This window comes from Nocardia sp. NPDC005746 (assembly GCF_040630785.1).
Lineage (GTDB): Bacteria > Actinomycetota > Actinomycetes > Mycobacteriales > Mycobacteriaceae > Nocardia.
This window is the reverse complement of sequence record NZ_JBEXYE010000008.1, coordinates 136,147-159,957: the sequence shown is the minus strand read 5'-3', so window position 1 is coordinate 159,957 and position 23,811 is coordinate 136,147. Positions and strand designations below refer to the sequence as shown.

Sequence of the window (23,811 nt, the reverse complement as noted above, 5' to 3'; positions counted from 1 at the left end):
CGTCAGTCCGTGCGTTTCCGATCCGAGAGCCCGTGCATGAAGACGTAGCACCCCGGGATATGGGGTGCGCCCTCGGCCGCGAACTTCGCTTGATACTCCGAGGGCGACATCCCGACCAGGTCGGTGAACTTCCGGCTGAACGACCCGAGGCTGGAGTAGCCCACCAGCATGCAGGCCTCGGTCACCGTCACATTGGTGGCGCGCAGCAGATCCTGCGCCCGCTCGATCCGCCGCTCGGCGAGATACAGGGCGGGCGTCTTGCCGTAGGTGGCCGCGAAACACCGCAGGAAGTGGTACTTCGACACCCCCGCGGCCGCCGCCAGACTGTCCAGGTCCAGCGGCTCCGCGTAGTTCCGGTCGGCCAGATCCCGCGCTCGCCGCAGATGCGGCAGCAGCTCCTCGGGAACCGGCCGGGCGTTCACGAGAACGGTTGCAGCTTGTCGATCCGCATCGAGGCCCGCCCCGCGCCCCGCCACAGGCGGGCGGTCAGATCCAGGTCCTCGTCGGTCACCAGATTGCCCATCACTCGGACCGCGGTGCGCTGCAACAGCTTCGACCGCATCAGCGGCGGCCCGCCCAGCGGCACCGTGCGCGGATGCGTGGCCAGTCCGGCCAGTCGACGCGCCACCGAATAGGTGCGGCCGTAGCGCTCCCGCAGCAGGTCCGGCCAGATATGGGTGAGGTCCGGCTGGTCCAGCAGCGCGGCCAGCATGTGCCCGCCCTCCAGGCCGTAGTCGATGCCCTCGCCGTTGAGCGGGTTCACGCAGCCCGCGGCGTCGCCGACCAGCGCCCAGTTGCGCCCGGCCAGGTTCGACACCGCGCCGCCCATCGGCAGCAGCGCCGACGCCACCGCCCGCGCCTCGCCCTCGAAACCCCATTCCGCGCGCCGCTGCGACACATAGTGCTGCAGCAACGGTTTCAACGCGATATGCGAGGGCCGCTTCTCGGTGGCCAGCGAACCGACGCCGATATTCACCTCGCCATTGCCGAGCGGGAAGACCCAGCCGTAGCCGGGAATCAATTCATTGTTCGCATCACGCAATTCGAGATGTGAGGTGATCCACTCGTCGTCACTGCGCTCGGATTTGATGTACGCCCGCGCCGCGGTCCCGTACGCGTACTGGCGGTGCCAGGTGCGGCCCAGCATCTTGCCGACGGGGGAACGCACCCCGTCCGCCACGATCAGCGTCTTGCAGGACACCGCGCGCAGCCCGCCATCGGTCTTGATGGTCACGCCGGTGACCCGGTCGCCCTCGCGGGCCACCTCGACCACCTTGGCGCCGTCCACCATCCGCGCCCCCGATTTGACCGCGGTCTCGCGCAGTTTGTCGTCGAGTTCGGTTCGCGGAACGGCACTTCCGTAGGTGGGGAAGGAGCCGTTCGGCCAGGGCAACAGGGCCTCGCGCCCGAAGCCGGCCATCCGCAGGCCCCGGTTCACGGTGTGCGCGCGCACCCAGTCGCCGAGTCCCAGATGCTCCAGCTCGGCCGTGGCGCGCGGGGTGAGCCCGTCGCCGCAGGTCTTGTCACGGGGGAACAGCGCCGAATCGGCCAATAGCACGTCCCGCCCCGCGCGCGCCGCCCACGCCGCCGCCGCGGACCCGGCGGGACCGGCTCCGACGACCAGAATATCGGCGTGCGCCGGCAGAACATCCGACGATTTCCCCTGCTCGGGCGCGACTTCCGATGAACCCATGCGACCAATACTCGCAGCACATCACCACGCGCGCATATTTGCCCCGGGGTTCGCCGCCGGGCGTTTCGATTCGCGTGGCGGGTGTTTCGTTGGTCGCACTACGGTGGTGTCCATAGGGGGTGATCGACGCACACGCTAGGTTCTTTGGCGTGGGGTCGGACGCGGCACTGGGAGAAGAAATGAGCGCATCAGCTGTGAGCGATGAGAGCACCGTGGTCGCGGGGGTGGATCTTGGCGATCCCGAGCTCGCCGCCACAGTGCGCAAGGGCCTGATCGAGGTCGAGGACCTGCTCATCACCGAGCTGTCCGACGGCGAGGAATTCCTGCAGGAAGCGGCGCTGCACCTGGCCAAGGCCGGCGGCAAGCGCTTCCGCCCGCTGTTCACCATCCTCACCGGCCAGCTCGGCCCCAACCCCACCAGCCCCGACCTGGTCGTCGCGGGCACCGTGGTGGAGCTGGTGCACCTGGCCACCCTGTACCACGACGACGTCATGGACGAGGCCTCCATGCGCCGCGGCGCCCCCAGCGTGAACTCCCGCTGGGGCAACTCCGTCGCCATCCTCGCGGGCGACTACCTGTTCGCGCACGCCTCCCGCCTGGTCTCCACCCTCGGCCCGGACGCGGTCCGGATCATCGCCGAGACCTTCGCCGAGCTGGTCACCGGCCAGATGCGCGAGACCATCGGCGCCCGGCAGTCCCAGGACCCGGTCGAGCACTACCTGCGCGTGGTGTGGGAGAAGACCGGCTCGCTGATCGCCGCCGCCGGACGCTTCGGCGGCACCTTTTCCGGCGCGAGCCTGGACCACGTGGAACGCCTGGCCCGCCTCGGCGACGCCGTGGGCACCGCCTTCCAGATCGCCGACGACATCATCGACATCTCCTCGGCGTCCGAGCAGTCCGGCAAGACCCCCGGCACCGACCTGCGCGAGGGCGTGCACACCCTGCCCGTCCTCTACGCGCTGCGTGACGAGGGCGCCGAGGGCGACCGCCTGCGCAAGCTGCTGGCCACCCCGCCGCAGACCGACGCCGACGTGGAGGAGGCCCTCTACCTGCTGTCGCGTTCGCGCGGCCTGGTGCTGGCCAAGGAGAAGCTGCACGGCTACGCCGACATCGCCCACGCGGAACTCTCGGCCCTGCCCGGCGGCCCGGCCAACGACGCGCTCGAGCAGCTGGTTCGCTACACCATCGAACGGGTCGGCTGACGCTCCCGGGGGAACCTGTTCCTGGCCCGTATCGTTGACCAGGTGTAACGACCCGTATGGGCGCCACTTGGTGGTTCGCGGCCCGTCTCGTTCTGGACTGCGGCTCGATAGACCTCCGCCTTGGAGCGGGGGAGCGAAGCGGAGACCTCCAGGGCCGCGAACCCGCCCGGAGCGAAGCGGAGGGCAAGAATTGCACAGTCACGGGTATGCGAACGGGTTGAAGACGTTCGGACTCTTGGTCGGGATGTCGGCGCTGATCGTGTTCGTGGGAGCGCTGTTCCGCAGCCCCACGATCCTGATCCTGTCGATCGTGCTGGCCGTCGGCATGAACGCCTACGCGTACTTCAACAGCGACAAGCTCGCGTTGAAGGCCATGCACGCGCAGCCGGTCACCGAGCTGGAAGCCCCGGCCATGTACCGCATCGTGCGCGAGTTGGCCACGGCCGCGCGCCAGCCCATGCCGCGCCTGTACATCAGTCCTACCAATGCGCCCAATGCCTTTGCCACCGGCCGTAATCCGCGTAATGCCGCGGTCTGCTGCACCACCGGCATCCTGCAGATCCTCGACGAACGGGAGCTGCGCGCGGTGCTGGGGCACGAGCTGTCCCACGTCTACAACCGCGACATCCTGATCTCGTCGGTCGCGGGCGCGCTCGCCTCGGTCATCTCCGGCCTGGCCAATCTGGCCTTCTTCGCGGGCGCCTTCGGCGGCGGCAACCGCAATGGCGAGGGCCCGAATGTCATTGCGCTGCTGCTGGTCTCATTGCTGGGACCGATCGCGGCCACGCTCATCAAACTGGCCGTCTCCCGCTCCCGCGAATACCAGGCCGACCAGGACGGCGCGGAACTCACCGGCGACCCCCTGGCGCTCGCCTCGGCCCTGCGCAAACTGGAACGCGGCACCCAGGCCGCCCCGCTGCCCCCCGAACCGCAGCTGACCGCCCAGTCCCACCTGATGATCGCCAACCCCTTCCGGGCCGGCGACAAGATGGCCCGCTGGTTCTCCACCCACCCCCCGATGGCGGACCGCATCGCCCGCCTCGAGGAGTTGGCGGGCGGCCCCCGCCATTGAGGGGGTCCGGGGGGCCAGGCCCCCGGGATTCCCATTTTCTGGGGTGTGGGGGGCGAAGCCCCCACCTGTTCCGCCGCTCCTAGCGGTAGTTCACGAACTGCAGGGCGATCTCGAAGTCGCTGCCCTTGAGCAGGGAGATGACCGACTGGAGGTCGTCGCGGCTCTTGCTGCTGACCCGCAGCTCCTCGCCCTGGATCTGCGCCTTCACGCTCTTGGGGCCCTCGTCACGGATCTTCTTCGCGATCTTCTTCGCGTTCTCCGTGGTGATGCCCTGCACCAGGGTGCCTGTGATTTTGTACACCTTGCCGGAGGCCTGCGGATCGCCCGCGTCGAACGCCTTGAGCGAGATGTCGCGGCGGATCAGCTTCTCCTTGAACACGTCCAGGGCCGCCTTCACGCGGTCCTCGGACTCGGCGCTGAGGATGATCTTCTCCTCGCCCGACCATTCGATGCTCGCCCCGGTGCCGCGGAAGTCGTAGCGCTGGCTCAGCTCCTTGGCAGCCTGGTTCAGGGCGTTGTCCACCTCCTGGCGATCGATCTTGCTGACCACATCGAACGACGAATCCGCCACACTCTTCTCCTGTCCGAGATCGGATATTCGGGATGTTCCAACGCCGACGCTAGCCGCTCCGGCATGGCTGTATCCAGCCGGTTTGCATTCCGGGCGTGGGTTCAGGGTATTCTGCTGAAGCGCTGGAAGGCGTACCCCGGCGGATTGCCCGAGCGGCCAAAGGGAGCTGACTGTAAATCAGCCGCGTAATGCTTCGGAGGTTCAAATCCTTCATCCGCCACAGCTGGAGCCCCTCAGACGAGAGTCTGAGGGGCTCTTTGCGTTTCATGGGTCAGGACTCGGCGCGCCGGACGGGTAGGCGCACAGTCCGCGGCCGGCCCTCCGCCTCGTGGCCTGCGGCAGCTACCCCGTCTCGAAAACAGTCGATGACCAGCCGGTTTGGAGAGTGCGCGGGGATGTGTGTAATCTCGTTCAAGTCGTCAGCGCCCCGGTCCAGACCGGAGCAAGACAGACACGCCCCCTTAGCTCAGTCGGCAGAGCGTTTCCATGGTAAGGAAAAGGTCAACGGTTCGATTCCGTTAGGGGGCTCGCCGGATTGCCGGTGGTGAACGGCTCGGCTTCTCCTAGCAGGACCCGGGACCTCCCCGCCGTCAAGTACCGACACCAGATGGCGGTGTAGCTCAGTCGGTAGAGCAAACGACTCATAATCGTTGTGTCGCCGGTTCAAGTCCGGCCATCGCTACATACTGATATCCCAATCAGGCTGACCGGAAAGAAGGCAATCGTGGCCGCGAAGTCCACTGATATCCGGCCAAAGATCACCTTGGCCTGCGAGCAGTGCAAGCACCGCAACTACATCACCAAGAAGAATCGGCGTAACGACCCGGACCGTCTCGAGCTGAAGAAGTTCTGCCCGAACTGCGGTACCCACCGGGCGCATCGCGAGTCTCGCTAACTTAAACCCGCGCGAATCATCCGCGTGGACAGAGTGCCGGATCGGTAAGTCACCTAGTCTCTTAGAAAGGGACAAGGGACCCGGTCCGGCACTTGGCGTATATAGCGGTGGTTCTGCGCTCTCGCCCGTTCCCGTTTCCTGGGAGCAGATAGGGACTTCCTGCCGTGACGATCAACACCGAGATTGACATCGAGGCCGACATGGTCGAATCCGAGCTCTTCGACCCCGCCGCGCACGCCGCCGCCATGGTCGGCCACCACTACCGCGTCGAGGACTACTACGAGGTCGGCCGCGAGAAGGTGCGCGAGTACGCCCGCGCGGTGCAGGATTACCACCCGGTGCACTGGGACGAGGACGCCGCCGCCGCGCACGGTCACGACGGCCTGGTCGCCCCCCTCACCTTCATCTCCCTGGTCGGAATCCTGGCCCAGCGCAAGCTCTTCGAGCAGATCGTCACCGGCTACGACCTGAGCCAGATCATGCAGACGGACCAGATCCTGGAGTTCCACCGTCCGATCAGGGCCGGGGACCAGCTGACCTGCGTCGTCTACCTGCACTCGTTCCGCCAGGCCTTCGGCGGCGACATCATCGTCACCCGCAACGACGTGCTGGCCCAGAACGACGAACTGGTGCTCACCACCTACACCACCCTGATCGGCCGCAGCGGCGGTGACATCGACCCCAATATCGGTGACGCCGTGCGCAATGTGCTCATGCACGGGGTCGGCCCGGACGCCGCCGACGCGGGCGAGCCCATCGAGATCGACACCCCCGACCAGTCCGTGGCGGCGCTGCCGACCGCCGCCGTGGTGGCCAGCGCGCAGACCCGCCGCTTCGAGGATGTCGCCGCCGGCGACGAACTGCCCTCCCGCACCGTGCAGCTGACCCGCGGCGACCTGGTGAACTACGCCGGCGTCTCCGGCGACGCCAACCCGATCCACTGGAGCGACGACGTCGTGAAGCTGGTCGGCCTGGAAAACGTTGTCGCGCACGGCATGCTGACCATGGGCCTGGGTGGCGGCTTCGTCACCTCGTGGCTGGGCGACCCGGGTTCGGTCAAGGAGTACAACGTCCGCTTCACCAGCCCCGTGTACGTCCCGATCGACAGTCCCGCGGAGATCGAGTACACCGGCAAGGTGAAGTCGGTGGACCCCGAGACCCGCACCGCGGTGATCGCCATCGTGGCGAAGTCGGAGGGCCGCAAGATCTTCGGTCGCGCCACCGCGACGGTGCAGCTCGGCTGACCGGAAACCGGGGTAGGCCGCGACACCCCGATTGGCGATCGTCAGTCGGGGTAACGTACACTCGAAAATCTGGGGTCACCAGCCGATGCGCGCTGCTCCGAGGAGCGGCGCGTGTTGTATGAAATGACCCTGTAGTACAACTGAAAAGAACAGTGGCTGGAAGCAACCCCGTCCAGCCGAAGGGGCGTAGCTCAACTGGCAGAGCAGCGGTCTCCAAAACCGCAGGTTGCAGGTTCAAGTCCTGTCGCCCCTGCCCTGGATGCCGACTTAGAGAGGATCGACGTGAGCGACGAGCGGGACACTCGCCACGAAGATGGCGACGACACCGCCGCGGTGGCTCGTCCGAGCGGCAAGCGGTCCGCCCGGCGCACCCGCGCCGCGTCGTCCAGCGCCGTCGCGACGATCGAACGACCGTCGGATTCGGCCAAGGCAGCCACCAAGCAGTCCGGCAGAGGCAAGAAGGCCGGGCAGAGCGGTTCGGGCAATCCGTTCAAGCGCCTGATGAAGTTCCTCAAGGAAGTCATCGCGGAACTTCGCAAGGTCATCTGGCCCAACCGCAAGCAGATGGTCACCTATACGAGCGTTGTCCTGGTGTTCGTGATTTTCATCATCGCGTACATCAGCGGTTTGGATGTGGCGTTCATCAAGGGTGTCAACTGGCTCTTCGGCTAGGCGGCACGGTGACCGCGTCTGACCGTCGCGGCCGGTGACCGGCCCCCGGGCAGAGGCGGGGAGCGGGAACATCCGCCGGGCTATGCCTTGCCCCGGCGCGCAGAGGATTACGTGACGACTAAGGAAGCGAGTGCCCCAGTGAGCACCCCGGAGAACGGCACAACCGAGGAATTCCCGGTGGATGACGTGGTGATCGAAGAGACCACCGCGGACGTCGAGGACGCTGAGGGCTTCGCCGACGCCGACGAGTTCGCGGCGGACGCCGAAGAGGCCGAGCCCGCACAGCCCGCGGCCGAGATCTCCGACGAGCCCGCCGACCCGGTCGCCGAGATGACCGCCGCGCTGCGTCGCGCGCCCGGTGACTGGTACGTCGTGCACTCCTACGCCGGGTACGAGAACAAGGTGAAGACCAATCTCGAGACCCGTGTGCAGAACCTCGGTCTCGAGGACTACATCTTCCAGGTCGAGGTGCCGACCGAAGAGGTCACCGAGATCAAGAACGGCCAGAAGAAGAACGTCAACCGCAAGGTGCTGCCGGGCTACATCCTGGTCCGCATGGAGCTGAACGACGAGTCCTGGGGCGCGGTGCGCAACACGCCCGGTGTCACCGGTTTCGTCGGCGCCACCTCGCGTCCCTCGCCGCTGACCATTCCGGACGTGGTGAAGTTCCTGGTCCCGGCCGCGCAGCAGAAGAAGGCCGCCGCGCCGGCCGCCGCCGCTGCCGCCGCCACGACCGGTGGCGACACCGCCGTCGCGAAGCCGATCATCGAGGTCGACTTCGAGGTCGGCGAGTCGGTGACCGTCATGGACGGCCCGTTCGCGACCCTGCCGGCCAGCATCTCCGAGGTCAACGCCGAGCAGCAGAAGCTCAAGGTGCTGGTCTCGATCTTCGGCCGCGAGACCCCGGTCGAACTGGCGTTCACGCAGGTCGCCAAGATTTAGTCGCAGGGAGGCGGTGGCCCGGGTTTCACCCGGTGTCACCGCCTTTTTCGCGTTCACGTAGACTTGCCGGGTTGTGCCTAGGGCCTGATCTCGAGCTGCCCTGGGCGCAAGTCCCGGAAAAGGCTTACGGGTGATCCGTAAGGAACCTAACCAAGGAAGAAAGATGCCCCCGAAGAAGAAGAAGGTCGCTGGGCTCATCAAGCTCCAGATCCAGGCCGGCCAGGCCAACCCGGCTCCGCCGGTGGGTCCGGCGCTGGGTCAGCACGGCGTCAACATCATGGAGTTCTGCAAGGCGTACAACGCGGCGACCGAGTCGCAGCGTGGCAACGTCATCCCGGTCGAGATCACGGTCTACGAAGACCGCACGTTCGACTTCAAGCTGAAGACGCCGCCCGCCGCGCGTCTGCTGCTGAAGGCCGCCGGTGTGCAGAAGGGCTCCGCCGAGCCGCACCGCACCAAGGTCGCGCAGATCACCATGGACCAGGTCCGTGAGATCGCCAAGACCAAGCAGGAAGACCTGAACGCCAACGACATCGACGCCGCGGCGAAGATCATCGCTGGTACTGCCCGCTCGATGGGTATCACCATCGCGGAGTAAGAGCCTTCCGGCTCGGTGGGAGGGACCGCCTGTCCCGCACCACTTCTGACTTAGACAAGGACAGATCAACATGGCAAAACGAAGCAAGGCTTATCTCGAGGCGGCCGCCAAGGTCGACCGCGCTGCTCTCTACGCTCCGCTGGCCGCCGCGCGGCTCGCGAAGGAGACCGCCACCACCAAGACCGACGCGACCGTCGAGGTTGCCGTCCGTCTGGGTGTCGACCCGCGTAAGGCCGACCAGATGGTCCGCGGCACCGTCAACCTGCCGCACGGCACCGGTAAGACCGCCCGCGTCATCGTGTTCGCCGTCGGCGACAAGGCCGCCGAGGCCGAGGCCGCCGGTGCCGACGCCGTGGGCGCCGAGGACCTGATCGAGCGCATCCAGGGCGGCTGGCTGGAGTTCGACGCCGCGATCGCCACCCCGGACCAGATGGCCAAGGTCGGTCGTATCGCTCGCGTGCTGGGCCCGCGTGGCCTGATGCCGAACCCGAAGACCGGCACGGTCACCCCCGATGTCACCAAGGCTGTCAACGACATCAAGGGCGGCAAGATCAACTTCCGCGTCGACAAGCAGGCCAACCTGCACTTCGTGATCGGCAAGGCTTCCTTCGATGAGAAGAAGCTGGCCGAGAACTACGGCGCCGCCCTCGACGAGATCCTGCGTGTCAAGCCCTCCACCGCGAAGGGCCGCTACGTCAAGAAGGTGACGTTCTCGACGAACACCGGACCGGGCATCCCGGTGGATCCGAACCGCACCCGCAACTTCGCCGAAGAGGACTGAGTCTCTTCCGCGTAGCGTAGCGACGCAAGAACATCCAAGGGCCGGCACGAGAAATCGTGCCGGCCCTTGGTGTTGGTTGGGGTGCCCCGAGCGTCACAGGTCGTGGAGGCCGCAGATCGGGTCGCCGGTGCTCATGGTGCACAGGGATCGGATGAGCGTGCCCACGATCGGGGTGACGATGGCGGCTGATCCGGCCTGGAGCAGTGCGGATCCGGCGTCGACGCCCGCCGATCCGGTCGTGCGCGGGGGCAACGTGACATCGGCGTTCGCCGGAACCGCGGCGAGGCCCGCGATCGCGGTGGAAAGTGCCACGGCGGCAAGGACTTTCGAGACCGTTCTGGTCATTGTTTCCTCCTGGAGCCAGTTGCGCCGACACTATCCGAGATCAGCCAGTTTGAAATACCCCATTTTTACAGTCTGTCGCGTCCGGAAATTCGATGACAGGGTGCGCACATGCGCCGCCTCGCCTTGACTCTCACCGCAGCCGCCCTCCTCGCCGGACTGCTGGCCGCCCCAGCCGCCGTTGCCGAGCCTGTCACGCTGGTGCCGGCGCCGGTCGCCGATTCCGGATCTGCCATCCCCACGAACTGGGGCGACGGGTCTCTGCTCTACCTGCTGCCAGGGGCGGTGCTGGTGGGGATTCCATTCATGGGATCCGCCGAGCTGCTGGGCTGCGGATACTGGGACGCTCCTCGCTCCACCACACCGCAATGTCAGCTGATGTACGCCTTCTTCTCGGGCAGCAGCACCCTGAGCGGGGTGCGCTGACATGCGCCGACTCGTTTTCGCCCTGACCGCCGCCACGGTGGCGGCGGGCGCGATCGCGGCGCCCGTCGCATCCGCCCAGCCCCTCGAACCGCCGACCGCCATCGCCGACAGCGGTTCGCTGGCCGACGGCTCCGGCCCGCTGGGCACCCTGCCCTTGATCGTGCTCTTCTTCCCCTACGCCGGATCGGCGATCGCGCTGGGCTGCCCGCTCGGCTCGGGGTCGGGCACCGGCCAGGGCACTCAGGACCCCAACCGTCCCGAACACTGCAAGATGCTGGACAACCTCTACTTCGGCAGTGCGTAGCAGCGCACGGCGATCGAGCGGGCCTGCGCTGCTCTCCGCACCCCGTTTTGGCGTATCGATGCTGGTCCGCTATATTGGACGACGGTCATCGACATGCTCTCCGGAGTTTCGGTGATCACCCCACATCGTTCTACCGAAGACCGTTGGTTGCTGCCGTCAGGCGGCTGAAGGTCCGGCGATATTGCCGGCGACCCACGCAGGGAGAGCCGAGGTCGGGAAACCCGCGAGAGATCGCGATCGTTTCTTGTGCGCCCCGGGTTCGCTCTGCGACCGGGGCGTTAGCTTTGTCGCCGGCCCCTGTTGGCGGAACTCGGTAGTTCATACGAGAACCGACCATCCAGAGAGGAGGCGAAGTATGGCGAATTCTGAGAAGGTCACCGCGGTCGCGGAGATCACCGAGCAGTTCAAGGCGTCCACCGCGACGGTTGTCACGGAGTACCGCGGTCTGTCGGTCAGCAAGATCACCGAGCTGCGTCGTGCGCTCGGCGCGAACGCTACTTACTCCGTCGCCAAGAACACCCTGGTCAAGCGCGCTGCCGCCGAGGCGGGCGTGGCTGGCCTGGATGACTTGTTCGTCGGTCCGACCGCTATCACCTTCATCACCGGCGAGCCGGTCGAGGCCGCCAAGGCGCTGAAGGCGTTCGCCAAGGACAACAAGGCGCTCATCATCAAGGGCGGCTACATGGACGGCGCTGCGCTGTCCGTGGCCGAGGTCGAGCGCATCGCCGACCTCGAGTCGCGCGAGGTGCTGCTGGCCAAGCTGGCCGGTGCCATGAAGGGCAACCTGTCGAAGGCTGCCGGCCTGTTCGCCGCCCCCGGCAACCAGGTCGCGCGCCTCATGGCCGCGCTGCAGGAGAAGAAGCAGGCCGAGGGTGGCGCTGCCGCTCCGGCCGCCGACGCTGCTGCCGACGCCGAATAAGTCACTACCCCAAACCTATTCGTCGCCGCGGCGCGGTGACGGAACTACCGAAAGGAAATATCAATGGCCAACGTTGATGAGCTGCTCGAGACCTTCGCCGGCATGACCCTGCTGGAGCTGTCCGAGTTCGTGAAGGCGTTCGAGGACAAGTTCGAGGTCACCGCTGCCGCTCCGGTCGCCGTCGCCGTCGCGGGTGCCGCCGGTGCCCCGGCCGAGGCCGCCGAGGAGCAGGACGAGTTCGACGTCATCCTCGAGGGTGCCGGCGACAAGAAGATCCAGGTCATCAAGGTCGTGCGTGAGATCGTCTCCGGCCTGGGCCTGAAGGAAGCCAAGGACCTGGTCGAGGGCGCCCCGAAGCCGATCCTGGAGAAGGTCGCCAAGGACGCCGCCGAGGCTGCCAAGGCGAAGCTCGAAGAGGCCGGCGCCAAGATCACCATCAAGTAAGACGGTGTGTCTCACCGGGGTCACAACCCCGGTGGCGCGGTAATTGTGAAAAGGGTGGTTCCCATTGTGGGACCGCCCTTTTCGCGTATTCTGCTGCCGTGATTGGCGCGTGATCGGTACTGCAATGCGAATGTTGCTACCGACCGGTCAGGTCCCGGTGTCCGAGACGGTATATATGCGATACAGTGACCGGACCTACTGTGACGCGCCACACCGCGCGAAATTTGTGGCGGAACGTCCCACATGTAGGGCGCTCGTCGGAGAAAGTGGAGGTTGGCGTGGGCGTCGAGGTCAGGACCGAAGGCATCACGAAGTCGTTCGGATCCCAGCGTATTTGGCAGGACGTCTCGCTGACGCTGCCGTCGGGGGAAGTAAGCGCTCTGCTCGGCCCTTCGGGTACCGGTAAGTCCGTCTTCCTGAAGTCGTTGATCGGTCTGCTCCGTCCGGAGAAGGGCTCGATCTACATCGACGGCACCGACATCACCACCTGCTCGAACAAGGAACTCTACGAGATCCGCAAGCTGTTCGGCGTCCTCTTCCAGGACGGCGCGCTGTTCGGGTCGATGAACCTGTTCGACAACACGGCCTTCCCGTTGCGCGAGCACACCAAGAAGAGCGAATCCGAGATCAAGAAGATCGTCATGGAGAAGCTCGAGCTGACCGGTCTGCTCGGCGCCGAGGGCAAGCTGCCCGGCGAGATCTCCGGCGGTATGCGCAAGCGTGCCGGTCTGGCCCGCGCGCTGGTGCTGGACCCGCAGATCATCCTCGTCGACGAGCCGGACTCCGGTCTGGATCCCGTTCGTACGACCTACCTCTCGCAGCTGTTGATCGACATCAACGCGCAGATCGACGCGACGATCCTGATCGTCACGCACAACATCAACCTGGCCCGTACGGTGCCGGACAACATCGGCATGCTGTTCCGCCGCAATCTGGTCATGTTCGGCCCCCGCGAGGTGCTGCTCACCTCCGATGAGCCGGTGGTCAAGCAGTTTCTCAACGGCCGCATGCAGGGCCCCATCGGTATGTCCGAGGAGAAGGACGAAGCCCAGATGGCCCGCGAGCAGGCCATGTTCGACTCGGGTCACCACGCCGGTGGCGCCGAGGAGATCGAGGGCATCATCCCGCAGATGGTGGCCACCCCCGGCATGCCGGTGCGCGGCGCCGTGCACCGTCGTCGCGAGCGGGTCAAGCAGATCATGCACACGCTGCCGCCTTCCGCGCAGGAAGCGATCCGGGAGTCCATGTCCCAGAACGGCGATGACGACACGCAGGTGATGCCCGCGTACCAGGGTGGCTACGACTCCACGGTTCGACAGAACCTAACTAACGGGTAACATACGGCCCGTGAACCCCTCCTCGACGCGACTGCGCACCTCGGTCGAGTCGGGACTTGCCCAGGCCGGCAATGTTTTCGGACTCTTTCTCGACGTGTTCCGGAAGACGTTCCGCCGGCCTTTCCAGTGGCGGGAGTTCATCGAGCAATCGTGGTTCATCGCGAGCGTCTCGATCCTCCCCGCCGCACTGGTGGCAATCCCGTTCGGCGCCGTGGTGGCCCTGCAGACCGGCTCGCTCATCAAGCAGCTGGGGGCGGAGAACTTCACCGGCGCGACCAGCGTGCTGGCCACGGTCCAGCAGGCCGCACCGGTGGTGACCGCATTGATCATCGCCGGAGCCGCCGGCTCCGCTGTGGCCGCCGATCTCGGCTCGCGCACCATTCGCGAGGAGATCGACGCCATGGAAGTGCTCGGCATCGATCCCATTCAGCGCTTGGTGGTTCCGCGCGTGCTGGGCATGATGCTGGTCGCCTTCCTGCTCAACGGCATGGTCTCGGTCGTCGGCATCTGCGGCGGCTACTTCTTCAACGTGGGTCTGCAGGGCGGCACGCCGGGCGCGTACCTGGCGTCCTTCTCCGCCCTCGCACAGATCCCCGACCTGGTGATCGGTGAGATCAAGGCACTGATCTTCGGTGTGGTGGCGGGCGTGATCGCCGCCTACAAGGGCCTGCATCCCAAGGGGGGACCGAAGGGCGTGGGTGACGCGGTGAACCAGTCGGTGGTCATCACGTTCCTCGTGCTCTTCTTCCTGAACCTCATCCTCACCCTGATCTATCTTCAGGTCGTACCCGCAAAGGGCGCGTGACAATGGTTGTTTCGCAGCGCTCCACCGTTTTCTCCCGGTCGGCGCGCCGGGTCAAGCCCGCGCTCATGGCACCGGTCAACATGGTCGACAAGGCCGGCGACCAGATGTCGTTCTACTCGCGGGCGATCGGCGCCATCCCGCGGACCATCGTGCACTTCCGCAAGGAGGTCACCCGGCTGCTGGCCGAGGTGACCTTCGGGTCGGGCGCGCTGGCGGTCATCGGCGGCACCATCGGCGTCATCGTGTTCATGTCGGCCTCGGTCGGTGTGGTGGTGGGCCTGCAGGGCTTCAAGGCGCTCGACGCGCTGGGCTCGGGCGTGCTCACCGGCTTCCTCACCGGGTACATCAACACCCGTGAGCTCGCGCCCCTGGTTGCGGCACTGGCACTTTCGGCGACGGTCGGCTGTGGTTTCACCGCGCAGCTGGGCGCCATGCGGATCTCCGAGGAGATCGACGCGCTCGAGGTGATGGCGGTGCCGTCGGTGCCGTTCCTGGTGACCACCCGCGCCATCGCGGGCTTCCTCGCGGTGATCCCGCTGTACGTGGTCGGCCTGCTGGGCACCTACCTGGCCTCGCGGTTGATCAGCATCTACTTCAACGGGCAGTCGAGCGGCTCCTACGACCACTACTTCGCGTTGTTCCTGCCACCCGAGGACGTGCTCTATTCGTTCGTGAAGGTGCTGGTCTTCGCGTTCGTGATCATCCTCGTGCACTGCTACTACGGCTACAACGCCACCGGCGGTCCCGCGGGTGTCGGCGTGGCCGTGGGCCGCGCCGTGCGCGCCGCGATCGTGCTGATCAACGTGCTGGACTTCTTCCTTTCCCTGGCGATCTGGGGCACGACGACGACGGTGCGGGTGGCGGGATGAACGGTCAGCGGCCGGAGGAGGCAGCTTGCGTAACCACGCAGGCCGCCCGCTCATCCCGGATGGAGTCAGCATGAGCAACCCGGAGCGCGGGCAGACGCTGAAGAAGCGGACCCTGGGCGTGCTGTTCTTCGCGCTGGTGGCGCTGTTCCTGTGGACCACCATCGCCGTCTACAACAAGCAGTTCGTGGACACGGTGCGGGTCAACCTGGTCACCGACACCGTCGGCAACGCGCTGACCCGCAACGCGGACGTGAAGGTCCGCGGCGTGACCGTCGGCGAGCTGCGTTCGAGCAGCTACGACGGCAAGAACGTGCACCTGGACCTGGCCATCGACCCCGCCAAGGCGGACAAGATCCCGTCCAACGTGACCGCGCGGCTGCTGCCCAAGACGCTGTTCGGTGAGCGCTACATCGACCTGGTGTGGCCGGACAGCCCGCAGGGCCACCTCACCGAGGGCCTCACCCTGCACCAGGACACCTCCGGCAACGCCGTCGAGGTGAGCCAGCTGCTGGACCACATCCTGCCGCTGCTGCAGGCGATTCCGCCGCAGTACCTGTCCTCCACGCTGGGCGCGCTGTCCAACGCGCTGCAGGGTCAGGGCGAGGAGCTGGGCAAGACCATCGACCGGCTCGACGACATCGTGACCCAGGTGAACGGCGTGATGCCGACCCTGCAGGACGATCTGAAGAGCCTGGCCGACGTGGCGACCACCTACTCCGACGCCGCGCCGCAGCTGGTGTCCGCGCTGGACAACCTGCGCACCACCAACGCGACCGTGGTGCAGAAGAAGTCGCAGATCGACACCCTGCTGGCGACGCTCACCCCGAGCGCCACCACCACCGCCGACTTCCTGCTGCTCAACCGCGACAACATCATCGACGTGGCCGCGGACTCGCGGCCCGCGCTGGAGCAGCTGGCCAAGTACTCGCCCAGCTACAGCTGCGCGCTGGCCGGTTTCGCCGAGCTGAAGCCGCGCATCGACACGCTCTTCGGCAAGGGCACCGACATGCCGGGTTCGCGGGTGAGCGTCTCGATCGTGAACCCGCGCGGACGCTACGTTCCCAACCAGGACGAGCCGCGCTGGTTCGATTCGCGCGGCCCGCTCTGCATTCCGATGTACCCGCCCTTCACCGATCCTGGTCAGTACACCGACGGTTCCGCGAACGACGGCTCCTACCAGCCGCCGAGCCGGAACCCGGGTGACCAGAACATCGGCCGGATGCAGGCGCCGCAGTACAAGGTGTACGGGCCCCAGACGCCGACGACCGCGTACTCGCCGCAGGAGTCCCAGGCGCTGGGCACGATCTACGGTGCCGCCCACGGCGTTTCGCCCGAGGAGGTACCCAGCTGGGTCACCAAGATCGCCGCGCCCGCCTTCCGCGGCAGTGAGGTGAGCGTCAAGTGAAGGATCTGTTGCGCGGCCTCGGGCCGACGCTGACCAAACTGATCGCCTTCATTCTCGTCACGGTCTTCCTGACGGGCGTGCTGGCGCTCACCATCGCCAACTACGGTGGCGGCGGCACCAAGTTCAATGCCCGCTTCACCGACGTGACCTCCCTGAACAAGGGTGACGAGGTCCGAGTCGCGGGTGTCCGCGTCGGCAAGGTGACCAATGTGGCCATCGTGGACAAGCGCCTGGCCAATGTGGAATTCGAACTGACCGACCGGGATTGGCTGCCCGCCTCGACCACGGCGACCATCAAGTACCGGAACCTGGTGGGCCAGCGCTACATCGCACTGGAGCAGGGGACCGGGCAGCAGGGCCGCAAGCTGAACAAGGGCGCGACGATCCCGCTGGAGCGCACCAAGCCCGCGGTCAATCTGACCGAGCTGTTCAACGGCTTCCGCCCGTTGTTCCAGACCCTCACCCCCGAGGACGTCAACAAGCTGTCCTACGAGATCATCCAGGTCTTCCAGGGCGAGTCCGGCACCATCGCGGATCTGGTGGCCAACACCGCCTCGCTGACCAACAAGATCGCCGACAAGGACGCGGTGATCGGTGAGCTGATCAAGAACCTGAATCTGGTGCTGGACAGCATCAATTCGCGCGGTGACCAGCTCGACCAGTTGATCGTGAACACCGAGGCGCTGGTCTCCGGCCTGAACGCCGAGCGCGGCACCATCGGTTCCGCGGTCTCCTCGCTGGGCGGCCTGGCCCAGGCCACCGCCGACCTGCTGGTCCCGGTGCGGCCGAACCTGCAGGGCGCGATCGCGGGCCTGAACCAGCTGACCTCGACCCTGAATCAGCGAAAGGACGAGGTCGACGAGGGCCTGACCAACCTGCCGATCAAGATGGAGAAGCTGGGCCGCGCCGCCTCCTACGGCTCCTGGTTCCAGTTCTATCTGTGCGGCATCGACATCGTCGCGGGGCCGGGCATCAAGGACGCGCCGCAGCTGAACTTCCCGCCCGCGCTCCAGAACCTGCCGACGGTGAATCAGCCGATCTACACGAACCCGGCGCCGCGCTGCCACGGGAAGGGAGGCCGCTGATGGATGACCGCATTGTCATGGGCAAGCGCAGTCCGGCATTCATGGGCGGGCTGGGCCTGTTCCTGGTGCTGCTGGTGACCTTGTCCGCGTTCAACCTGGACAAGCTGCCGCTGATCGGGGCGGGCACCAAGTACACCGCCGAGTTCTCCGAGGCCGCGGGCCTGAAGAAGGGCAACGAGGTCCGCATCGCCGGCGTGAAGGTCGGCGCGGTCTCCGATGTCCGCCTCGACGGCGACAAGGTGCTGGTCGACTTCCGCACCCAGGACGCCTGGATCGGCAACGAGACCACCGCGTCCATCCAGATCAAGACGCTGCTGGGCCAGAAGTACCTGGCGCTCGACCCCAAGGGCGACCGCACCGCGAACCCGCGCGATCGGATTCCGTTGTCGCGCACCGTGTCTCCCTACGATGTGGTGGACGCCTTCAGCGATGCCGCCAAGAACATCGAGGAGACCAACACCGGGCAGCTCGCGCAGAGCTTCCAGGTGCTCTCGGACGCCTTCTCCGCGACCCCGCCGCAGCTGCGCGGGTCGATCGACGGCGTGGCCCGGCTCTCGGAGTCGCTGGCCAAGCGCGACGACCAGCTCAAGAAGCTGTTCGCCGCCACCCGGACCACCTCCAAGGTGCTGGCCGACCGCAATCAGGAGTTCGAGCGGCTGCTCGCCAACGGCGGCCAGCTGATCGCGGAACTCAATGTCCGCCAGCAGGCCATCCACCAGTTGCTGACCGGCGCGAAAACCGTTGCGGCGGAACTGACCGCGCTGGTCAAGGACAACGAGGAGCAGATCGGCCCGGCGCTGACCAACCTCAACAAGACGATCGACATGCTCAACGACCACCAGGCCGACCTGTCCAAGACCCTCACGCTGGCGGCGCCCTTCTACGGGCTGTACTCCAACGTGCTGGGCACCGGCCGCTGGTTCGACGCGGTCATCACGAACCTGATTCCGCCGGCGCTGCCCGATATTCCGGGCAACCGCGATCCGATTCGCAAGTTGGGAGGGTAACTCGTGGCGAAGAATCCGCTGACCGCGCTGAGCGGCACCAGCCGTAAGAGCAAGATCATCGCCGTGGTGGCCGTCCTGGCGGTCGCGCTCGCGGGCGTCGCGTGGTGGAGCTACGACCGGCTCGAAACCACCAAGATCACCGCGTATTTCGACAAGTCGATCGGCATCTACAAGGGCTCCGACGTCCGGGTCCTGGGCGTGCCGGTGGGCCGCGTGGACTCGGTGACCCCCAAGGGCGACGTGGTCGAGGTCGTCATGAAGGTCGACCGCAAGTACGACATCCCCGCCGACGCCAAGGCCGCCCAGATCACCCCCTCGGTGGTGTCGGACCGGTACATCCAGCTCGCGCCCGCCTACAAGGGCGGACCCAAGATGGGGCGCAACGCCACCATCCCCAAGGAGCGCACCGCGACCCCGGTCGAGGTGGACCGCCTCTACAAGAGCATCACCGAACTGTCCGAGGCGCTCGGCCCCAACGGCGCCAACAAGGACGGCGCGCTGAATCAGCTGGCCCGCACCGGCGCCGAGAACCTGGCCGGCAACGGTGACGCGCTGGGCAACAGCTTCACCCAGCTGTCCAGGGCCGCGCATGTGCTTTCCGACTCGCGCACCGACATCTTCGACACGGTCAAGAACCTGCAGACCTTCGTGCAGACCCTGGCCGACAACGACGCGCAGGTCCGGACCTTCAACACGCAGCTGGCCTCGCTGGCCGGGTTCCTGTCCGACGAGCGCCAGACCCTCGGCGACGCGCTGAGCCTGCTCTCGGTCGCGCTCGGCGACGTGGCCCGGTTCATCGACAACAACCGGGAACTCGTGCAGTCCAACGCGGACGCGCTGACCAAGGTCACCCAGACCCTCGCCGATCAGCGCGACGATCTGGCCAAGGCGCTGCCGCTCATCCCGACCGCGCTGAGCAACCTGATCAACGTGCACAACGGTGAGAGCGGCACGCTCGACATGCGCCCCAACTTCACCGATCTACAGGATCCGTTCGGCGTCATCTGCAAGATGCTGGACCTGGGCAAGCTGCGCCCCGGCGACCCCAAGTTCGAGGCCATCTCGCGGCAGCTCGGGCCGATCCTGAACAACTGCAAGCTGATCACCGACCAGCTCACCGCGGGCGTGAAGACGCCGTCGCTGGTGCTGCCCTTCGGCATCCTCAGCGGCGAGAACGAACAGCGCAACGCGGTGCCCGGCTCGGTGCCCGGCAATCCGTCCGACCAGCTGCCGCCGTCGCAGCAGGAAGGTGGACAGCGATGAGCGCCAACCGGATCCGGCGCGCGGCGCTGGTCGCCACCTCGCTCGGCGCGGTGACGCTGGTGGCGGCGGGCTGTAGCGCGGAAAGCATTCCGCTGCCCGGCGGCCCGAACATCGGCAAGAATCCGCTGCACCTCGACATCCGCTTCGCCGACGTGCTGGACCTGGTCCCGCAGTCCACGGTGAAGGTGGACGGCGTGGCCGTGGGCCGGGTCGACAAGATCCGCATCGCCCCCGACAACGCCTGGGAAGCCAGCGTGCAGGTGCTGGTCAACGATGACGTCAACCTGCCCGCCAATGCCCGGGCCGAGGTCAAGCAGACCAACCTGCTGGGCGAGAAGTACATCGAGCTGTCCGCGCCCGCCAAGGACGCCGATTCCGCGCGCCTGAAGGACGGGGCCCGCATCCCCGTCGAGAACACCCGCACCGCCACCGAGGTGGAGCAGGTGCTCGGCGCGCTGTCGCTGCTGCTCAACGGTGGCGGCGTGGCGCAGCTGCAGCCGATCATCGTGGAGCTCAACAAGACTCTGGACGGCCGCGAGGGCAAGGTCCGGGATCTGTTGAACCAGGCCAACACCCTGATCAAGGGCCTCGACGACCAGGTCGGCAACATCACCCGCGCGCTGGACAGCCTGAACACGCTGAGCAGCCGGGTGAGCACCCAGACCACCCAGATCACCAAGATCCTCGACGAGCTGCCCGCGGGCATCAAGATCCTCAATGAGCAACGGCCGCAACTGATCCAGCTGCTGACCCAGCTGGACCGAGTCGGCCAGGCCGGGATCGACGTGCTGGACAAGTCCAAGGAGAACCTGATCACCGACCTGTCCTCGCTGCGGCCCACGCTGCAGGCGCTGGGCGCGTCGGCCGGTGACCTGGTGACGGCGTTCCCGCTCATCCCCACCTATCCGTTCCCGGACGAGGCCATCAAGTCCGCGTTCGGCGGCCAGGTCAACACCTGGCTCTCGGTGGATCTGCAGATCGGCGGCCTGCTGTCGAATCTCGGTGTGGGCAAGCCGGATCCGCAGTACCTGGCGCCCGCGGGCCGCCAGGTCAATGTGGATCCGACCAACCCGTACTACAACGGCAACGGGCCGCGCGGCGGCTGGCCGACCGTCTCGCTGCTGCCCCTGCCGTCTACCGTGGCGCGGCCCACCGGGCAGCCGGGACCGACCGATCCGCTCGGATCGATCCTCGAGCAGCTGGGAGTGGGTGGTCCGCGATGACTCGTCTGGTGCGTAATCAGCTGATCGCCTTCGCGATCATCGCCGTGCTCGGCGTCGTCTTCGTCGGCGCCAAATACGTGCGGCTGGACAATATGCTCGGCTTCGGTCTGTACAAGGTGAAGGTGCAGGCCACCGAGACCGGCAACCTGTCCAAGGGTGCGGAGGTCACCTACCGCGGCGTCCCCGTCGGCCGGGTCGGCGACCTCGACATCACCCCCGACGGCGTGCTCATCACCCTGGAGATGAACTCCTCCAAGCCCAAGGTCCCCGCCAACGCCAAGGCCGTGGTCGCCGACCGCTCCGCCATCGGCGAGCAGTTCGTGGACCTGCTGCCCTCCAGCGACGGCGGGCCGTACCTGAAGGACGGCTCGGTCATCACCGGCGCGCAGCTGCCCATCCATGTGGAGGACCTGCTCACCAGCGTCGACACCTTCGCCGGCACCACCGACCTGAAGGCGTTGTCCACCACCATCACCGAGCTCGGCAAGGCCTTCGACGGCAAGGGCGACGACCTCAAGATCCTGATCGACTCGCTCAACAAGTTCACCGCCACCGCGAGCGGCGACAACCTGCAGCAGACCCTGGCCCTGATCCGGTCCGCCCACACCGTGCTGGGCACCCAGGCCGAACAGTCCCCGGCGATCCTGCAGTTCAGCGACGGCCTCGACAAGCTCACCGCGCAGCTGAAGTCCAGCGACCCGGACATCCGCCGCCTCATCGGCACCGGCACCGACGCGGGCTCCTCGATCAACCGCCTGCTGCAGGAGAGCGGTCCGGCCCTCACCAAGGACCTGACCAACCTGCGGGTCCTGTTGCGGGCCATCTCGCCGAAGTTCTACGCCCTCGGCCCGGTGCTGGCCATGCTGCCGCTGCTGCCGCTCGGCGGCTCGTCCACCGCGCCCGGTGACGGCACCACCCACTTCGGCCTGGTGCTCGAGACCAACAACCCGCCCGCCTGCACGCTGGGATACGAAGGCACGCAACGGATTCTGGACCAGATGAAGGCCCAGAACCCCAACTTCGACGACACTCGCGACGACTTCCCGCTCAACACCGCGGCCACCTGTGCGGTGCCGCAGGGCAGCGAGACCGCCGTGCGCGGCGGGGCCCGCGCCGAACTGGCCGACCCCAATGTCGCGCAGCCGTGGGACGACAAGCCCAAGTACGACCCGGAGAAGCTCAACCTGAACCCGGTGGCCACCCAGCTGTCCACCCTCATGGGCATCACTCCCAAGCACTGACCGGCAGGAGAGGAAAGTATGGTGGCGGCGTGAGCCAGGACAAGGACAGCGAATCGGGGGCGAACCTCGAGAAGCCGGCGGTCGAGCCGGTTCCCGACACGACCCCGGACGCGTCCCAGGCCGACGCCGTCACCACCGAACCTCGCGATCCGCGCACCCTGGCCCGGATCGGCGCGGCCGGTCTGCTGGCCGTCTCGGTCGTCGCCGCCGCTGTCATCGGGTTCCTGTGGATCGGGGACAGCAAGGACGAGTCCCGGGCCGAGGCCCGCGACGCCGCCCTCACCGACGCCCGACAGGCCGCGGTCAACCTCATGTCGATCAATCCCGACGACATCGACGGATCGCTGGCGAACATCCGGTCATCGATGACGGGGGACCTGCTGAAGCAGCAGGAGGACGGGCAGGAACAGCTCAAGCAGACCGCGCAGGAGTCCAAGACGCGGATCGAGTCCGCGGTCGAGGGCATCACGCTCACCTCGCTCAACAGTGAACGCGACCATGCCTCGGCCTTCGCGGTCCTGAAGATCACCCGCAGCTGGCCCGGCGGCCAGCCCGCCTCCTTCCGCCAGCTGTGGACCCTCGACCTGGTCAAGCAGGGCAGCACCTGGAAGGCCGAGAAGGCGCAGAACCTGGGCGAACCGGTGCCGCTGGGCTCCGGACAGCCCGCCCAGCAGCCGACCACGGCGCCCAAGCCGGGCAACTAGGAGGGAGTGACCATGGCCAACCGGAAACGACCCGTCAATCGCGTCACCCCGCGCCGCCCGGCCGCCCAGCGCGGCACCGCGTCGCGGACCACCGCCGCGGACGTGAGCGCCCGGTCCACCACCGAGCGTTCCGAGAACACCGCCTCGCGCGCCACCCCGCGCGGTCGGGTCCGGGCCGGTATCCGCGGCCGGGGCCCGGCCAAAGACCGTGCCTCGCAACAGTATTCCAAGCTGACCGGGCAGGGCGGGTTTTGGCCCAACTGGGGCATCGCGACCGTCTGCGCGGCGCTGTCGGCCCTGCTGCTGGCCTTCGCGATCGTGGGTGCGGTGAATCACTGGGTGAGCAAGCCCAACTCCGGCTCCGGCAATCTCGCCTACGTCGACAACGCGGCCACCGACGAGGTCAAGGCCGCCGCCGACCACGCCCTGACCACGCTCTACGGCTACAAGGCCGCCGAGATCGACAAGTGGAAGGGTTCGGTCAACTCGGTCCTCACCGAGAAGATGCAGAAGGACTTCGCCAAGTTCGTCGACACCACCGTCGACACCATCAAGCAGACCCAGACCGCCACCACGGTCAAGACCGACCCGATCGGCGTGACGCTGCTCACCGGCGACCGGGCCGAGCTGCTGGTGAATCTGAACATCTCCGCCGTCAAGGACGGCAAGCCCGAGCCCCTCGCGTCGGGCCCGATCGTGCTGCGGATGCAGAAGACCGACGGCCACTGGCTGGCCTCGGAGATCACCGACAAGTAGGCCGTGGAGAT

Annotated in this window: 27 protein-coding genes and 4 tRNA genes; 27 read left to right on the top strand and 4 right to left on the bottom strand. The window is 66.8% G+C overall.

The window, feature by feature from the left end; all coding sequences use genetic code 11:
• Positions 1–2 precede the first annotated feature (2 nt).
• Together ABZ412_RS17370 and ABZ412_RS17365 are read right to left on the bottom strand one after the other, a co-directional pair.
• Positions 3–422 (bottom strand): AraC family transcriptional regulator, encoded by a 420-nt coding sequence (locus ABZ412_RS17370; RefSeq protein ID WP_357281791.1) that lies wholly within the window; start codon positions 420–422, stop codon positions 3–5.
• Complete coding sequence (locus ABZ412_RS17365; RefSeq protein WP_357281790.1) at positions 419–1,693, bottom strand: geranylgeranyl reductase family protein; 1,275 nt, start codon at positions 1,691–1,693, stop codon at positions 419–421. Before ABZ412_RS17365 ends, ABZ412_RS17370 begins: the two co-directional genes overlap by 4 nt.
• A gap of 179 nt (positions 1,694–1,872) precedes the next feature.
• Here ABZ412_RS17365 and ABZ412_RS17360 point away from each other — a divergent pair, with 179 nt between their 5' ends.
• On the top strand, positions 1,873–2,895 hold the full coding sequence (locus tag ABZ412_RS17360; protein WP_357281789.1) for a polyprenyl synthetase family protein: 1,023 nt from the start codon (positions 1,873–1,875) through the stop codon (positions 2,893–2,895).
• A gap of 190 nt (positions 2,896–3,085) precedes the next feature.
• Positions 3,086–3,967 carry a zinc metalloprotease HtpX gene (gene htpX / locus ABZ412_RS17355; protein WP_357281787.1) on the top strand — a complete coding sequence of 294 codons (882 nt, stop codon included), beginning with the start codon at positions 3,086–3,088 and terminating at the stop codon, positions 3,965–3,967.
• Positions 3,968–4,046: 79 nt separating this feature from the next.
• Here htpX and ABZ412_RS17350 read toward each other — a convergent pair whose 3' ends face one another.
• Positions 4,047–4,538, bottom strand: coding sequence for a YajQ family cyclic di-GMP-binding protein (locus tag ABZ412_RS17350; RefSeq protein ID WP_357281786.1), 492 nt, complete (start codon positions 4,536–4,538; stop codon positions 4,047–4,049).
• A 138-nt stretch (positions 4,539–4,676) separates the two neighbouring features.
• On the opposite strand from ABZ412_RS17350, the gene ABZ412_RS17345 reads away from it, so the two are divergent.
• The 10 genes from ABZ412_RS17345 to rplA all read left to right on the top strand — a co-directional run bounded on the left by ABZ412_RS17345 (position 4,677) and on the right by rplA (position 9,670).
• Positions 4,677–4,758, top strand: a tRNA-Tyr gene (locus ABZ412_RS17345).
• Positions 4,759–4,993: 235 nt separating this feature from the next.
• Positions 4,994–5,066, top strand: a tRNA-Thr gene (locus tag ABZ412_RS17340).
• An 81-nt stretch (positions 5,067–5,147) separates the two neighbouring features.
• Positions 5,148–5,220: transfer RNA gene (locus ABZ412_RS17335), tRNA-Met, on the top strand.
• Between the two features lie 42 nt (positions 5,221–5,262).
• Positions 5,263–5,433 (top strand): 50S ribosomal protein L33, encoded by a 171-nt coding sequence (gene rpmG, locus ABZ412_RS17330; RefSeq protein WP_029925945.1) that lies wholly within the window; start codon positions 5,263–5,265, stop codon positions 5,431–5,433.
• 200 nt (positions 5,434–5,633) lie between these two features.
• Positions 5,634–6,677, top strand: a complete 1,044-nt coding sequence (locus tag ABZ412_RS17325) for a fused (3R)-hydroxyacyl-ACP dehydratase subunits HadA/HadB (RefSeq protein ID WP_357282035.1) — start codon at positions 5,634–5,636, stop codon at positions 6,675–6,677.
• A 180-nt stretch (positions 6,678–6,857) separates the two neighbouring features.
• A tRNA-Trp gene (locus ABZ412_RS17320) sits at positions 6,858–6,930 on the top strand.
• 29 nt (positions 6,931–6,959) lie between these two features.
• The gene (gene secE / locus ABZ412_RS17315; protein WP_357281785.1) at positions 6,960–7,349 is read left to right on the top strand and encodes a preprotein translocase subunit SecE; all 390 of its coding nucleotides are present in this window, start codon (positions 6,960–6,962) and stop codon (positions 7,347–7,349) included.
• A gap of 138 nt (positions 7,350–7,487) precedes the next feature.
• The gene (gene nusG, locus ABZ412_RS17310) at positions 7,488–8,291 is read left to right on the top strand and encodes a transcription termination/antitermination protein NusG (protein WP_357281784.1); all 804 of its coding nucleotides are present in this window, start codon (positions 7,488–7,490) and stop codon (positions 8,289–8,291) included.
• A 163-nt stretch (positions 8,292–8,454) separates the two neighbouring features.
• Positions 8,455–8,889, top strand: coding sequence for a 50S ribosomal protein L11 (gene rplK / locus ABZ412_RS17305; protein ID WP_357091071.1), 435 nt, complete (start codon positions 8,455–8,457; stop codon positions 8,887–8,889).
• Positions 8,890–8,959: 70 nt separating this feature from the next.
• Positions 8,960–9,670 carry a 50S ribosomal protein L1 gene (gene rplA / locus ABZ412_RS17300; RefSeq protein ID WP_357091073.1) on the top strand — a complete coding sequence of 237 codons (711 nt, stop codon included), beginning with the start codon at positions 8,960–8,962 and terminating at the stop codon, positions 9,668–9,670.
• 93 nt (positions 9,671–9,763) lie between these two features.
• Here rplA and ABZ412_RS17295 read toward each other — a convergent pair whose 3' ends face one another.
• Entirely contained in the window at positions 9,764–10,015 is a 252-nt protein-coding gene (locus ABZ412_RS17295; RefSeq protein WP_357281782.1) for a hypothetical protein, read from the bottom strand.
• A gap of 108 nt (positions 10,016–10,123) precedes the next feature.
• Between ABZ412_RS17295 and ABZ412_RS17290 the strand changes: the two genes are divergently transcribed.
• From ABZ412_RS17290 to ABZ412_RS17220, 15 genes are all read left to right on the top strand, one after another.
• A complete protein-coding gene (locus ABZ412_RS17290; protein WP_357281781.1) occupies positions 10,124–10,438 on the top strand; it encodes a hypothetical protein in 315 nt (104 codons plus the stop codon).
• 1 nt (position 10,439) lies between these two features.
• Complete coding sequence (locus ABZ412_RS17285; RefSeq protein ID WP_357281779.1) at positions 10,440–10,742, top strand: hypothetical protein; 303 nt, start codon at positions 10,440–10,442, stop codon at positions 10,740–10,742.
• A 355-nt stretch (positions 10,743–11,097) separates the two neighbouring features.
• Positions 11,098–11,661, top strand: a complete 564-nt coding sequence (gene rplJ / locus ABZ412_RS17280) for a 50S ribosomal protein L10 (RefSeq protein ID WP_357091081.1) — start codon at positions 11,098–11,100, stop codon at positions 11,659–11,661.
• 63 nt (positions 11,662–11,724) lie between these two features.
• Entirely contained in the window at positions 11,725–12,105 is a 381-nt protein-coding gene (gene rplL, locus ABZ412_RS17275; protein WP_357091083.1) for a 50S ribosomal protein L7/L12, read from the top strand.
• Positions 12,106–12,383: 278 nt separating this feature from the next.
• Entirely contained in the window at positions 12,384–13,442 is a 1,059-nt protein-coding gene (locus ABZ412_RS17270; RefSeq protein ID WP_357281778.1) for an ATP-binding cassette domain-containing protein, read from the top strand.
• A 10-nt stretch (positions 13,443–13,452) separates the two neighbouring features.
• Positions 13,453–14,247 carry an ABC transporter permease gene (locus ABZ412_RS17265; protein WP_357091085.1) on the top strand — a complete coding sequence of 265 codons (795 nt, stop codon included), beginning with the start codon at positions 13,453–13,455 and terminating at the stop codon, positions 14,245–14,247.
• 65 nt (positions 14,248–14,312) lie between these two features.
• The gene (locus tag ABZ412_RS17260) at positions 14,313–15,116 is read left to right on the top strand and encodes an ABC transporter permease (protein WP_357091363.1); all 804 of its coding nucleotides are present in this window, start codon (positions 14,313–14,315) and stop codon (positions 15,114–15,116) included.
• Positions 15,117–15,186: 70 nt separating this feature from the next.
• Positions 15,187–16,521 (top strand): MCE family protein, encoded by a 1,335-nt coding sequence (locus ABZ412_RS17255; protein WP_357281777.1) that lies wholly within the window; start codon positions 15,187–15,189, stop codon positions 16,519–16,521.
• 8 nt (positions 16,522–16,529) lie between these two features.
• Positions 16,530–17,606 (top strand): MCE family protein, encoded by a 1,077-nt coding sequence (locus ABZ412_RS17250; protein ID WP_357282033.1) that lies wholly within the window; start codon positions 16,530–16,532, stop codon positions 17,604–17,606.
• A complete protein-coding gene (locus ABZ412_RS17245) occupies positions 17,606–18,613 on the top strand; it encodes an MCE family protein (RefSeq protein ID WP_357281775.1) in 1,008 nt (335 codons plus the stop codon). Before ABZ412_RS17250 ends, ABZ412_RS17245 begins: the two co-directional genes overlap by 1 nt.
• 3 nt (positions 18,614–18,616) lie before the next feature.
• Complete coding sequence (locus ABZ412_RS17240; RefSeq protein ID WP_357281774.1) at positions 18,617–19,876, top strand: MCE family protein; 1,260 nt, start codon at positions 18,617–18,619, stop codon at positions 19,874–19,876.
• A complete protein-coding gene (locus tag ABZ412_RS17235) occupies positions 19,873–21,099 on the top strand; it encodes an MCE family protein (RefSeq protein ID WP_357281772.1) in 1,227 nt (408 codons plus the stop codon). The genes ABZ412_RS17240 and ABZ412_RS17235 overlap by 4 nt, the downstream gene beginning before the upstream one ends.
• Complete coding sequence (locus ABZ412_RS17230) at positions 21,096–22,340, top strand: MlaD family protein (RefSeq protein ID WP_357281771.1); 1,245 nt, start codon at positions 21,096–21,098, stop codon at positions 22,338–22,340. The genes ABZ412_RS17235 and ABZ412_RS17230 overlap by 4 nt, the downstream gene beginning before the upstream one ends.
• Positions 22,341–22,369: 29 nt before the next feature.
• The gene (locus ABZ412_RS17225) at positions 22,370–23,044 is read left to right on the top strand and encodes a hypothetical protein (RefSeq protein WP_357281770.1); all 675 of its coding nucleotides are present in this window, start codon (positions 22,370–22,372) and stop codon (positions 23,042–23,044) included.
• Positions 23,045–23,056: 12 nt separating this feature from the next.
• Complete coding sequence (locus tag ABZ412_RS17220) at positions 23,057–23,800, top strand: hypothetical protein (protein WP_357281768.1); 744 nt, start codon at positions 23,057–23,059, stop codon at positions 23,798–23,800.
• Positions 23,801–23,811: the final 11 nt, after the last annotated feature.

Bases quoted from the DNA above. Each gene is read 5' to 3' on its own strand.
- ABZ412_RS17365 (WP_357281790.1), bottom strand. From the start codon at position 1,693: ATGGGTTCATCGGAAGTCGCGCCCGAGCAGGGGAAATCGTCGGATGTT.
- ABZ412_RS17360 (WP_357281789.1), top strand. From the start codon at position 1,873: ATGAGCGCATCAGCTGTGAGCGATGAGAGCACCGTGGTCGCGGGGGTG.
- ABZ412_RS17325 (WP_357282035.1), top strand. From the start codon at position 5,634: ATGGTCGAATCCGAGCTCTTCGACCCCGCCGCGCACGCCGCCGCCATG.
- rplK (WP_357091071.1), top strand. From the start codon at position 8,455: ATGCCCCCGAAGAAGAAGAAGGTCGCTGGGCTCATCAAGCTCCAGATC.
- rplA (WP_357091073.1), top strand. From the start codon at position 8,960: ATGGCAAAACGAAGCAAGGCTTATCTCGAGGCGGCCGCCAAGGTCGAC.
- ABZ412_RS17295 (WP_357281782.1), bottom strand. From the start codon at position 10,015: ATGACCAGAACGGTCTCGAAAGTCCTTGCCGCCGTGGCACTTTCCACC.
- ABZ412_RS17290 (WP_357281781.1), top strand. From the start codon at position 10,124: ATGCGCCGCCTCGCCTTGACTCTCACCGCAGCCGCCCTCCTCGCCGGA.
- ABZ412_RS17285 (WP_357281779.1), top strand. From the start codon at position 10,440: ATGCGCCGACTCGTTTTCGCCCTGACCGCCGCCACGGTGGCGGCGGGC.
- rplJ (WP_357091081.1), top strand. From the start codon at position 11,098: ATGGCGAATTCTGAGAAGGTCACCGCGGTCGCGGAGATCACCGAGCAG.
- rplL (WP_357091083.1), top strand. From the start codon at position 11,725: ATGGCCAACGTTGATGAGCTGCTCGAGACCTTCGCCGGCATGACCCTG.
- ABZ412_RS17260 (WP_357091363.1), top strand. From the start codon at position 14,313: ATGGCACCGGTCAACATGGTCGACAAGGCCGGCGACCAGATGTCGTTC.
- ABZ412_RS17255 (WP_357281777.1), top strand. From the start codon at position 15,187: ATGAGCAACCCGGAGCGCGGGCAGACGCTGAAGAAGCGGACCCTGGGC.
- ABZ412_RS17245 (WP_357281775.1), top strand. From the start codon at position 17,606: ATGGATGACCGCATTGTCATGGGCAAGCGCAGTCCGGCATTCATGGGC.
- ABZ412_RS17235 (WP_357281772.1), top strand. From the start codon at position 19,873: ATGAGCGCCAACCGGATCCGGCGCGCGGCGCTGGTCGCCACCTCGCTC.
- ABZ412_RS17230 (WP_357281771.1), top strand. From the start codon at position 21,096: ATGACTCGTCTGGTGCGTAATCAGCTGATCGCCTTCGCGATCATCGCC.
- ABZ412_RS17220 (WP_357281768.1), top strand. From the start codon at position 23,057: ATGGCCAACCGGAAACGACCCGTCAATCGCGTCACCCCGCGCCGCCCG.